Annotated in this window: 8 protein-coding genes; 3 read left to right on the forward strand and 5 right to left on the reverse strand. The window is 27.7% G+C overall.

Going from position 1 to position 12956, the window contains the following annotated elements; translation table 11 throughout:
- Positions 1–164 precede the first annotated feature (164 nt).
- The 3 genes from JJC01_13300 to JJC01_13310 form a co-directional block, all read right to left on the reverse strand.
- Positions 165–710 carry an NADH peroxidase gene (locus JJC01_13300; GenBank protein UDN57142.1) on the reverse strand — a complete coding sequence of 182 codons (546 nt, stop codon included), beginning with the start codon at positions 708–710 and terminating at the stop codon, positions 165–167.
- Positions 711–828: 118 nt separating this feature from the next.
- Positions 829–2652 carry an ABC transporter ATP-binding protein gene (locus JJC01_13305; protein UDN57143.1) on the reverse strand — a complete coding sequence of 608 codons (1824 nt, stop codon included), beginning with the start codon at positions 2650–2652 and terminating at the stop codon, positions 829–831.
- A 12-nt stretch (positions 2653–2664) separates the two neighbouring features.
- Positions 2665–4440, reverse strand: a complete 1776-nt coding sequence (locus tag JJC01_13310; GenBank protein UDN57144.1) for an ABC transporter ATP-binding protein — start codon at positions 4438–4440, stop codon at positions 2665–2667.
- Positions 4441–4731: 291 nt separating this feature from the next.
- On the opposite strand from JJC01_13310, the gene JJC01_13315 reads away from it, so the two are divergent.
- Both JJC01_13315 and JJC01_13320 read left to right on the forward strand, forming a co-directional pair.
- On the forward strand, positions 4732–6960 hold the full coding sequence (locus JJC01_13315) for a YhgE/Pip domain-containing protein (GenBank protein ID UDN57145.1): 2229 nt from the start codon (positions 4732–4734) through the stop codon (positions 6958–6960).
- Positions 6961–7160: 200 nt separating this feature from the next.
- Positions 7161–7730, forward strand: a complete 570-nt coding sequence (locus tag JJC01_13320) for a TetR/AcrR family transcriptional regulator (GenBank protein ID UDN57146.1) — start codon at positions 7161–7163, stop codon at positions 7728–7730.
- A gap of 303 nt (positions 7731–8033) precedes the next feature.
- Here JJC01_13320 and JJC01_13325 read toward each other — a convergent pair whose 3' ends face one another.
- Positions 8034–8333: a rhodanese-like domain-containing protein gene (locus JJC01_13325; protein UDN57147.1), complete on the reverse strand. Its 300-nt coding sequence runs from the start codon at positions 8331–8333 to the stop codon at positions 8034–8036.
- A 207-nt stretch (positions 8334–8540) separates the two neighbouring features.
- Here JJC01_13325 and JJC01_13330 point away from each other — a divergent pair, with 207 nt between their 5' ends.
- Positions 8541–11585, forward strand: a complete 3045-nt coding sequence (locus JJC01_13330) for a serine hydrolase (GenBank protein UDN57148.1) — start codon at positions 8541–8543, stop codon at positions 11583–11585.
- Positions 11586–11660: 75 nt separating this feature from the next.
- Here JJC01_13330 and JJC01_13335 read toward each other — a convergent pair whose 3' ends face one another.
- Positions 11661–12935: a 4Fe-4S dicluster domain-containing protein gene (locus JJC01_13335; protein UDN57149.1), complete on the reverse strand. Its 1275-nt coding sequence runs from the start codon at positions 12933–12935 to the stop codon at positions 11661–11663.
- Positions 12936–12956 lie beyond the last annotated feature (21 nt).

The following is a 12956-nucleotide window of genomic DNA, read 5'->3' on the forward strand; positions in this document are numbered from 1 at the left end:
CTTTATTAAATAGTCAATATTTTTATACTTAGTTTAATGTATTCCTATATGTATGTCAATTTACTGTTTTAGAATCTAATTTACTCAAAAAGGAGTATTTCACTCATAATCTTTAAAAACCATGAATGAAATACTCCTAAAAGTTTACTTAATTTATATTAAATTTATTTTCCAAAATATCTATTTAATAATCCTAAGAATGCTTTACCATGTCTAGCTTCATCTTTACACATTTCATGTACTGTATCATGTATAGCATCTAATCCTAATTCTTTAGCTTTTTTAGCTAATTTTAATTTTCCATCAGTTGCACCATATTCAGCGTCAACTCTAACTCTTAAGTTTTCTTTTGTATCTGCAACTACAACTTCTCCAAGAAGTTCTGCAAATTTAGCAGCATGTTCTGCTTCTTCAAAAGCTATTCTCTTATAAGCTTCTCCAACTTCTGGATATCCTTCTCTATCAGCTTGTCTACTCATTGCTAAATACATTCCTACTTCTGTACACTCACCAACAAAGTTAGCTCTTAATCCTTCGATTACTTCCTCATCTACACCTTGAGCTACTCCTATTCTGTGCTCATCAGCCCAATTCTTTTCGCCTTTCATTTCTTCAAACTTATCAGCTCCAACTTTACATACTGGACATTGTGCTGGTGCAGCATCCCCTTCATGTATATATCCACATACTGTACAAACAAATTTTTTCATAATTAATTTCCTCCTAATATTTTATATATCAAATTTAATTTTTTATTTTCTAAGTTATTCTATATATACCCGTGTCATATACCTTCAAACAATTTTTTTTAAAATTTTTTATTAATTTTTAATTTCGATTTGTCAGCAGTATATTTCTGTAGTAATGACCTTTGAGTTTCATTAGCTCTTTATGATTTCCAGATTCTACAATTCGTCCATTTTCTAAAACTATTATATTGTTACAATTTGATATAGTACTTAGTCTATGAGCTATAATTATACTAGTCTTTCCATAAGTCACATTATTTATTGCATCTTGAATCTTAGCTTCAGTTGCTATATCTATATTACTCGTAGCTTCATCCAAAATAAGTATTGGTGCATTTTTTAATACCGCCCTAGCAATACTAATTAATTGTTTTTGCCCCTCACTTAAATCCTCACCCCTATCTGATAAAACAGTCTCATATCCTCCATGCATTTTAATTATAAACTTGTGTAAATTTGCTATTTTACTAGCAGATATAACCTGTTCATCAGTTGCTGTTAGGTTTCCATACCTTATATTTTCCATAACAGTGTCATTAAATATATAACTTTCTTGTGGAACTACTCCAAAATAATTTCTTAAACAATTCCTATCAACTGAATATATATCATTCCCATCTAAAAATATCTTCCCTTTTTCTACTTGATAGAAATTTGTAATCAGATTTATAATTGTCGTTTTTCCACTGCCAGTTTCTCCTATTATGGCATTTGATGTTCCAGCCTTGATTTTTAAGTTTATATCACTTAGAATATTCTTTTTTGAGTCATATGAAAAACTTACATCTTTAAATTCAATATCTCCATTTATAAAAGATTTTTTTAAATTATTATTTTTATTGTTGTAAATGTCACTTTTAGTGTTACTATTTATTTGTTCTTCTTCTTGCTCATCCATAACTTCAAAGACTCTTTCACATCCTGCTACAGCTGAAAGCAATGTATTAAATAAGTTAGCTAATTCATTTAAAGGTCTTGTAAATTGTCTTACATAACTTAAAAAACTTGCTATAACGCCTATAGTTATAACATCTTTAGACGCAAGTACTCCACCTATAATACATATAATTGCAAATCCTATATTACTAATTACGTTCATAATAGGCATTAAAAGAGATGTATAAATCTGTGATTTAAGTGAAATACTCAAAAGCCTATCATTGATTGCTTTGAAATCACCTACAGATTTTTTCTCATAATTAAAAGCTTTTACTACATTTATATTTGATATCATTTCTTCAATATGAGAATTTAGTTTTCCTAATTCTACTTGTTGTTGCTTAAAAAAAACTCTAGTCCTCTTTGCAATGAAATTGCTTAGAAACATTACTATTGGTATTAACACGATACTGCAAAAAGTTAAAATAGGGCTTAATATAAACATCATAATGAAAGTTAGCAATATGTTCAAAATTCCTGTAATTAATTGTACTAATGAAGTTGAAATACCTGTACTAATATTATCAACATCATTTGTTACTCTACTCATAATATCTCCAGTAGGACTCTTATCAAAGAAAGTTATTGGTAAATTCCTGAATTTTAGAAATAAATTACTTCTCATATCTCTAACTATGCTTTGAGATAATCTAGCTGTAAATATCCCCTTGAACAACTTAACTAAAAATTCAATTATATAAAATAAAAGTAAAATAAGTATTCCTTTTAAGAAAATAGACTTTGAATATATATCAATATTTATTATGTCAACTACTTTTCCAAGAGTATATGGTATTATAGTTGATATAATTGAATCAATTATTACTAGTAAAAAAATTAATCTAGTAATTTTTTTATCTTTTTTAAAGTACATAAAAACTCTTTTAAATGTTTTTTTAAAATCTTTAGGCTTTGCTTTTTTCTTTAGTCTACTCACCTTTTGATTTCCAGTACTCAAATTCAATACACTTCCTCCTTAATTTACATCTTCATTTACTAGATTTTGCAACTCAAAAATCTTTTTATAAGTTGGAGAACTAACCAGTAAATCTTCATGTGCAGCAAATCCAACCACCTCTCCCTCATCTAAAACTAAAATCTTATCACAGTCAATTATAGAACTAATTTTTTGTGAAATAGTTATAATAGTACATTTCTTGTTTTCATTTTCTCTTAAATTATTTATATAATCTTTTATATTTTTCCTTATAACTGTTTCTGTATTGATGTCCATCGCACTAAAACAATCGTCAAGAATTAATATTTGTGGTTTTTTTGCTATAGCTCTAGCTATTGTAACTCTTTGTCTTTGTCCTCCTGATAGGTTTTTACCCCTTTGAAACAAAACTTCATCATAAGAATTTTCAAGTTTTGTTATAAATTGATTTGCATTTGCTATTTCGCATGCTTTTACAACATCTTCTTTACTTATATCTTTACTTCCCATAATTATATTTTCTGATATACTCTTTCCAAACACACTGCTATTTTGAAAGACTACACCTATTTTTTCTCTTAAACTATCTTTAGATATACTGTATATGCTATGCTCTCCAATCTTAATATCTCCTTTATCAACTATATATAGTTTTTGGATTAAATTGACTAAAGAAGTCTTTCCTGAACCAGTTTGACCAATCACGCCAATATTTTGCCCTTCTTTTATTTTAAAAGATATGTCTTTTAATATCTTCTCATCTATATTTTTATTATACGAAAAATCTACATTTTCAAAAATTATATCACCATTTATAAATTCTAACTCTCTTTCTTTAGCATCTAAATCAGTATTTTTGATAATTACTTCTTCATTCTCATCAATTAGGACTTCACTTATTCTTTCATAAGAAGCTTTTGCTCTCACAAAAACATTAAAAACGTGTGAAATCATTATAAGTGATGTTAATATTCTAGTCATGTAGTTTACATAGGCAACTATAATTCCAATTTTAATTTCTCCAGAATAAATTAAATATCTCCCAATTAGCAATATTATTATTATAGCAATGTTAATAATTATTGTAATTGTTGGTCTAAAAAATGACATCATTGTTGTGGCTTTTCTACTATTTTGAAAAAGTTCATTATTTAATTCTTCAAAACGTTTATTCTCATAATCATATCTACAGAATAATTTAACTACCTTTATTCCACCTAAAAACTGTCTCAATTTTGAGTTTATCTTATCTGTACTTTCTTGTACTTTTTTAAACAACTTATATCCAATCTTCATGTTAAGCAATATTATAATAAATATAATTGAAACTGCAATTAAAATAATTATTGACATTTTTAAATTTAATTTTATCGCTATAATTAAACTTCCTATACACATAATTGGTGATTTTATAAAAACTCTCATCATTCCATGAACAAATAATTGTATCTGATTAATATCATTAGTAATTCTTGTTATTAGTGAGGCTCTACCAAATTTATCTACTTGCTTCAATGAATATGTATTTATCTTTTCAAATACATCCTGTCTTAAATCATAAGAAAAACACTGAGAAACTCTTGCTGAGATTATACTTCTTATTATTGAAAATACTGCTCCTAAAAAAGTTATACCTATCATTAATGCTCCTGTTGATAATATGTAATCTAAGTCCTTATTTGAAACCCCTATATCAATTATTTTAGCCATTATAGTTGGTTGTGCCAAATCACAAAAAGCTTCCAATGTTAAGAAAAATATTGCTGTTAAAAACAACACTATATATTTTTTTATATATTTTTTAAAATACCTCATTCAACCATCCCTTCATAGTATTTTCTAACTATTAAAAGTATATCACAATCAATAATTTAATTGATTATATCAATTATAAATATTTGATTTATTCTTAATTTTTATACTATATATTTTATAAATTATTTGTTTTTATTTCCCATATTTATATATATTTATAGCATACTATTATATATAATATATATGTATTAAAATTAAGACAAAACTTTAACTTTACTATTTGTGTAAAAAGTAATATAATTTAAAATTGATTATAAATCTAACTTTTTTATCTATTAAAATATTCAGGAGGTGAGAGATTTGAAAAAAACAAATGGTTTAAAAGAAATTTTAAACTGGAATAATATGAAAAATTTAAGACCTTCAAAGGGTTTAAAAAATATATTAGAAATTTTTAAAAATGACCTAAAAGATATACGTGGAAATTATGCAGTACTTATAATAGTTGTAGGACTTGCTTTTTTACCATCTTTATATGCTTGGTTTAACATAAAAGCATCTTGGGACCCATATGGGAGTACTGCTAATATGCTTGTAGCAGTAACAAATGAAGATAAAGGTAATGAGATAGCAGGACAGAAAATTAATATCGGAGACCAGTTAATTGAACAACTTAAAGATAATAAAAGTTTAGGTTGGCAGTTTGTAGATGAGAAAACGGCTCTTGAAGGTGTTAAAAAAGGTACTTATTATGCATCACTTAAGATTCCAAAGAATTTCACAAAAGATTTAACTTCCCTAATTACAGATGATGTCAAAAAGGGTGAACTTATCTATACAGTAAATGAAAAGATAAATGCAGTTGCACCAAAGATTACTGACAAGGGAGCTTCTGCAATACAGTTACAAGTTAATCAAACAATAATAAAGACAGTGAGTGAAATAGTTCTTGGTGTATCAAATGGAGTTGGTGCAGGAATTGAACATGGGCTTCCAAAACTAACAAAAGTTGAAAACTCTCTTATGGACCTTCAAAAAAGATTTGACCATATAAATAAAACGGTCGATTTAGCTGCTGATGCTACTTCAAAATTATCAGGTACAGTTAGAGATATTAAGGCTGATTTACCTACAATTAAAAAGACTTTAAATGATACAAAATTATTATCAAGTGATGTAAAAAAATTCTTAGAGGATACAAATAACAATGTAGATGAACTTTCTCCTCTTATAAAGTCTGATTTAAATTTAATGGTTGACCTTTCATCTTCTGCTTCTTCTCTTACATTAAATTTAATTGATGCTGTAAACAGTGGAAGTGAAGATGTACCAAAATTGATAGACAATTTATCAGAAAAGCTTTCTAACTTACAATCTTTAAATGATACTTTAGAAGATTTTTTAACTAAATTGAATCAGCTTACATCCAACAATAGACTGGATGATGTAATAAATAGCCTTGAAGATTCCAGTAATAAAATAGATTCTTCTATATCAACATTAAATGATATTAAAGATAAGGTTATATCTGGGCAACAGCCATCTATAAGTGCCTTAAATAATGTTTTAAGTTTATCAAATGGTATAGGAAGAATTAATTTAAATATTTTGAATAATTTTGACTCAAAAATATCAAAACCTATAAACAGTATATTTGAAAAAAGCATAAATGTAGCAAATGATATAATTACTGTTTTAGATAAAGCAGAAGCAAAACTTCCAAAGGTTGAAGAAATTCTTACTACTTCTTTAAGTCTTTCAGGAAATGCACAAGAAAGTATATCATTAATAAGAGAAAAACTTCCTTTGGCAAAAGGAATGTTGGATGACTTAGTTGATACTTTAAGTAAAATTAGCAATGGCGAGGATATGAAAAAATTAGTTAACTTACTTGAAAGTGATATATTGACAAAATCAAACTTTTTAAAGGAACCTGTTGAAGTAAAGACAGAAAAATTATATCCAATTGCCAACTATGGTTCTGCAATGACACCATTTTATAGTGTTCTTTCTACATGGGTAGGTATATTACTGCTTTCAGCATTATTATCTACATCTGTACATGGAAACTATAAACCTTATGAGATTTATTTTGGAAGAGGACTTACTTTTTTAAGTATAGCCCTCGTTCAAGGATTTATAATTGGAACTGGAGATATATTATTATTAGGAGTAACAGCAGAACATCCAATTTTACTAATAATTCTACTCATGTTTACTAGTATGGTGTTTAATTTTATAGTTTACTCTTTAGTGTCTGTGTTTGGAAATATAGGAAAGGCAATTGCAATAGTACTACTAGTTGTACAGATTGGTTCTTCTGGTGGTACATTCCCTATACAAGTTACACCTACATTCTTCCAAAGAATAAACCCTATAATGCCATTTACTTACGCAATAGGTGCCACAAGGGAGGCTGTTGGTGGTATATATCCTCCAAATTTAATTAAGGATGTATTAGTATTACTATTATTTATGATTTTGTTCATCTGCTTAAATGTACTTTTAAAAGGGCCTATAAATAGAGTTATAAAACCATTTAACAAAAAATTTGGTGATAGTAATTTAACTGGACATTAAACACTTGATTATATCTTTAAAAATCCTATAAAAATAATCTATAGTTTAAGTTTATATTAAAGGTAGTAGCTTCTCAGTTACTACCTTTTTCTAGTTAATAGACTATCCCTCACAATTACTTATAAATGACTGATATTCATTCATTGACTTTCAAAATCCCATATGCTATTATGTACTTGAAATCAGAAGGAGGATGCTATATGCCACGTATTACTAAAGAACCTAATGAGCGTAGACAAGAAATTTTAGATACTGCAATGAAGTTATTTTATGAAAATGGATATGAAAAAACTTCTATTACTGATATTGCAAAATATATGAATGTTGCACAAGGTTTATGTTATCGTTATTTTCCATCAAAAGAAATCTTATTTGATAGTGCTATAGATCAGTATGCACAAACTTTAGTAGATAAAATGCTATCTATACTAAACGATAAAAATAAAACATTAAAACAAATAATTGAAGAAGTACCAACATTTATTGATATAGAAACTGATGATAATCTTTATTACAAAATATGTCATGGAGAACAAAACAAAAAAATTCATGACCAGTTATCTTTAAAAGTCTGTGAAAAGCTTTTGCCAATTGTAAAAAAACAAATTGAACTAGCTCATTCGCGAGGAGAAATTGATGTTCCTGATTCCGATACAACAGCATACTTTTGTGTATACGGTCAACAAGGTATATTACTACGTAATGACATTTCTAATGATGAAAAGATAGAAAGAATTCGTTCTTTTCTAACTTATCTTATGAATATTTAAATATATACCAGCTCAATAATCAGAGATACATATATTTTACAAATACAATTTAGCATTATACTCTATCTCTTACTTCTATATCTAAAGATACACAGATTGACACTTTTTATACCACTCTGCATATCTTTAGATAAACTTGTAGTTACATTAATCCTTTGTAATTCTCTTCCTCTAAAAAATAACTATAACTTTTACATATATTCTAGCTTTATTTTCTTTAAATAAAAATATGCCTTTATAATTTATAAAAGCATATCATAAAAATTTAATATTAAATTACTTCACCTAACATAACCTAAGTATTTAATTCATATAATCAGTTATTCCAGATTTTAAGTTATACAAATGCTTAAAACCTTCCTCGACTAATAAATTACATGCTGTAACACTTCTGTGACCACTTCTACAATAAACTATTACCTTTTTATCCTTATATTCATAAATTTCATCTATATTATTAATTAACTCTTGTAAAGATATATTTATCGCATTTTCTATTTTACTTTCATTAAATTCATCTTTAGTTCTTACATCTAACAATAAAACATCTTTTTCATTTTTCATCATTTCCTTAAGTTGATTTTTATTTATAGTTTTGTACATAATTTAAGATTCCTCCATTTTATTTATATATTTACTTATACCCTTTATTTTTTATCAGATAACAAAATATTGTATTTTTATTTTTCTCATATATATAAAATGTAACTTATTATAAATACACTTTTCTTGAACAATAATCTGTTGATTAAAATAATTAAGAATGTTATGCTAATTATAATTATTAAAAGGGAAAAGAGGTAATTTAATATGTTTAAGCAAAGATTATGTAAGTTATTATCTAGCACATTGGTACTTAGTATGTTATTTACTGCTACTCCAAGTATTACTTTTGCTGATAATGACACAAACAATATCTCCGATAAGTATCAAAGCTCTGATATAGAGTTAAATGATTATAGTAAAGGTTCGGAGTCTTACACAAAAACTAGAGCTCTTGCTAAAGAGAAAATTCAAACTTTACTATCTAAATATGGTGCTGTAAGCGCTCAATATGCTCTAATTGATAATGGTAAAATTGAGATTTCTGGAAATGGTGGAGTATACAGCAAACAAGATAATAAAAATTTAACTAAGGATAATATGTATAATATTGCCTCTATCAGTAAAGTATTTACTACTACAGCTGTTATGAAGTTGGTTGAACAGGGAAAAGTAAATTTAGATACTCCTGTTGTAAAATATATACCTGAATTTAAGATGGCTGATGATAGATATAAAGAAATCACTCCAAGAATGTTATTAAATCACTCATCAGGGCTAATGGGAGGAAGTTTAAAAAATGCCCTTTTATTGGGAGACAATGATTCTTATAGTCATGATAATTTCTTAGAAGAATTAAAGAAACAAAGATTAAAAGCTAAGCCAGGAGCTTTTTCCGTTTATTGTAATGATGGATTTACTTTAGCTGAAATTTTAGTAGAGAAAGTATCTGGTATGTCATTTACTAATTTTCTTGATAAGTACATAAATAATCCACTTAACTTACAAAACACAAAAACTCCAGAAAATAGCTTTGATAGTTCAAAACTTGCAAAAGCCTATGTACCTTATTGGGAAGATGCAGTTCCACAAGATAACTTTAATACTATAGGTATGGGTGGCTTATATTCAAGTGCAGAAAATCTATGTACATTTGCACAAACATTTATGAAAAAATCAAATGGAATTCTTTCTCCTGCTTCAGTAAAAGCTATGGAAAATAAAGAATATTTAAATGGTCTATGGCCTGAGGGAGAAGACTCTATCCTTGGATATGGTTTAGGATGGGATTGTGTCAACACTTATCCATTTAATCAATATAATCTAAAAGCACTTACAAAAGGTGGAGATTCTTTATTATTCCATAGTAATCTTACAGTGCTTCCAGATGAAAATATGGCAGTTGCAGTTGTTTCTTCTGGTGGAAGTAGTCAACTTAACGAAGTAATCGGACAAGAAATTTTACTATCTGCATTAAAAGAAAAAGGTAAAATTAAAGAAATAAAACCTGATAAAACATTTAGTAAGCCACAACAAGTCAAAATGCCAAGTTACTTAAAAGAAAATAGTGGACTTTATGCTTCTTCAAATATGCTAAAAATCGATGTTAATGATAATGGTACTTTAACAGTATCTTCTCCATACATAGAAAATGGACCTGAAGATAAATATGTATACATAGGTCAAGATAGATTTGTATCTGAAAAAGGTAATAGTTGCCTAAAATTTGTAAAAGAAAAAAATAATATCACATATTTAAATATGAGCTCTTATGATGATGTTCCTGGATTAGGTCAGACAGCAAGTTTATACTACGTAGCTCAAAAGGTAGATGACAATGATATATCAGATAGTGTCAAAGAAGCATGGGAAAAAAGAGGTGAAAAAGGCTACTATATAGTGGATGAAAAATATAGTTCTCAACACTATATGCTTGGTTCTGTTAAAGCAATTCTTGGTGTTTCTGATAAAACTCCAGGTTTTTTAGCTAATACTAAAATAATAGATGAGAATAATTCAAATGCTTTTATAGAAATACCTGGTGTAATGGGTCGTGATTTGAGTGATATCAAACTGTATAAAGAAAATGGTACAGAATACCTAAAATTTGCAACACAAACATATGTAAGTGAAGATTCTCTAACTAATTTATCAGCAGAAAAATCTTTTACATATCAAATAGATTCAAAGGGGTATGCAAAATGGTACAAAATTGGCGATGATATAGCAAATAAAAAAATAGAAGTTAATCTTCCTCAAAATTCATCTTTTGCAGTTTATGATGATAAAGGAACTCCTGTAAATTACTCTTTAGTGACAAAGAATAATAGAGTTAGATTGCCAAAAGGAGGCGTAATAGCTTTCTTAGGAAGTCCAAATGCCAAATTTGAAGTTACGTACCAAGATGAAGTAAATGCAAATGCATTAACAGGAACTGATAGATATGAAACTTCTATTAAGATAAGCCAAGCAGGTTGGGAAAACGCTGAAAATGCTGTTTTAATAAATGATTCTGCAATTGCAGATGCTTTGGCTGCAACACCATTTGCATATAAAAAAGATGCTCCTATATTGCTAACTGGAAGTTCTCAAATAAATGAGAAGACTTTAGCTGAATTAAAGAGATTAAAAGTTAAAAATGTATATGTAATCGGTGGTGAAGCTTCTGTAAACGAAAAATCTTTAGATACTATAAAGTCAGATAATATGTCTGTATCTAGAATTTCAGGAAATGATAGATATGAGACTTCTCTAAATCTTGCTAAAGAATTAAAAGGAATTAGTAATGTATCAAAAATATCAGTAGTTAATGGTGAAAAAGGATTAGCAGATGCAGTAAGTATTGGTGCAGCATCAGCTCAAAATGATATGCCTATAATACTTACTAATGAAAATAGTAATATAACTGAAATAAATGATTTATTCAAAGATAAAAAAATAGATAAATCTTATATAATAGGTGGAGAATATACAGTTTCTAAAAATATAGAAAACAAACTTAAAAATCCACAAAGAATATCAGGTAGTACTAGAAATGAAACAAATGCAAAAGTAATAAAAGAGTTCTACAAGGATTCTAATATAAATAACCTATATGTAGCTAAAAATGGAATCAATAAACAAGATGATTTAATAGATGGTTTATCTGTTGGGGTTTTAGCTGGAAAAACTAAATCTCCTGTAATACTAGTAGGAAATTTACTAGACTATAGTCAAAAAGAACTATTTAAAACTATGAGATTTAAATCAGTAACACAAATTGGTGGAAATGGAAATGAAAATTCATTTAAACAAATTAAAGAAATAGCTTAATATTTTAAAACGGGCTATATTCAAATAATTTTATTTGAATATAGCCCGTTTTTATTACAATTATAAAATTAATCTTTATTTATCATTCATACTTAGTAATTTATCTAAGTATACTGACTTTAGCTGCTTACTAGCCAAAGCTTTTTTAGCTGGTTCAAGTTTTAATATAGCTGATAGTATCGCTCCCATAGCTCTATGACTAGCTAAGGCATTATTATCAAAAATTAGATTTTGTAATTGCCCTTTCTCGATTGCCATGAGAACTGCTCTATGTACTGAATTTGCAGGAGTTATTATTTTTTCATCTCTCTTTAATAGCATAATACTATTTTTGTGACAATTTCTAACACAAACGCCACAACCTAGACATCTATCCTCATCAACTTTTATATATTCTTTATCATTTTCTTTTACTTTACTTATTGCATCTATTGGACATGCAGATATACATTTACCACACTTTACACAACTTTCATGGTTTATATTTGGTATAAAACTAGTTGTTTGTACTGGGTGAAGATTTCCAAATCTTTTTGCTGCTACTAGCGCCTCACAGCAGCAACCACAACAATTACATATAAATGTAACTCCTTTTCGAACATTTTCTCCACATTGAACTAAATTATGTTCATATGCTTGATGAAGTAATTCCTTACATTCTACTTTATCTACACGTCTTGCAAATTTATTGTTTATTAAAGAATTAGCTACATTGTCAAATGTCATACATATATCCATAGGAGCATCACAGGCTTTTCCAACGTGTTGCATTCTATGTCTACAATAACACATGCTTATACCTATATGAGTCGATTCATCAATTATATGAGTAGCTCTTTCATAATCTAAAATACTTACTTCATTATCATTAGTCAATACTTCTTCTTGAACGTAAACTCTTCCAAGTTTTGTTTCTGTTGAATAAAATAAATCTTTAATAAAATCTTCTTCTACATTCATATACTGATAGTAAAGTTCTGATAAAAGTTTTTGGTCTATATCGTGTCTTGTTCTCATCATGGCAAACTCAAAAAAACCAGCCATTGGAGGAGGCATTATATATTTTTTACCTTTTTTATCTTCTATATCTAGTATTAGTGCCCTGCTAGCTAGCTTATCTAGCACTCTATATGCTTCACTTTCACTTATACTCCAAATTTTAGCTGCTGTTTTTACTCTAAAAGGCTTTATTGGAAGTTGTGCCACTAATTTTGCCTCTTGTTCTGTAAAAAGTACATTTAGTATTTTATATAATGTATCAGAGGGTGGAGCACCCTGTGGAAATTTATTTATTCTTTCCTCTAAGCTTTTATACATGTTTTTAGCAGTTATATGAGAAATAGTAATCACCTTCTTTTTCTTTTGTTTTCC

This window comes from Clostridioides sp. ES-S-0010-02 (genome assembly GCA_020641055.1).
GTDB lineage: Bacteria > Bacillota > Clostridia > Peptostreptococcales > Peptostreptococcaceae > Clostridioides.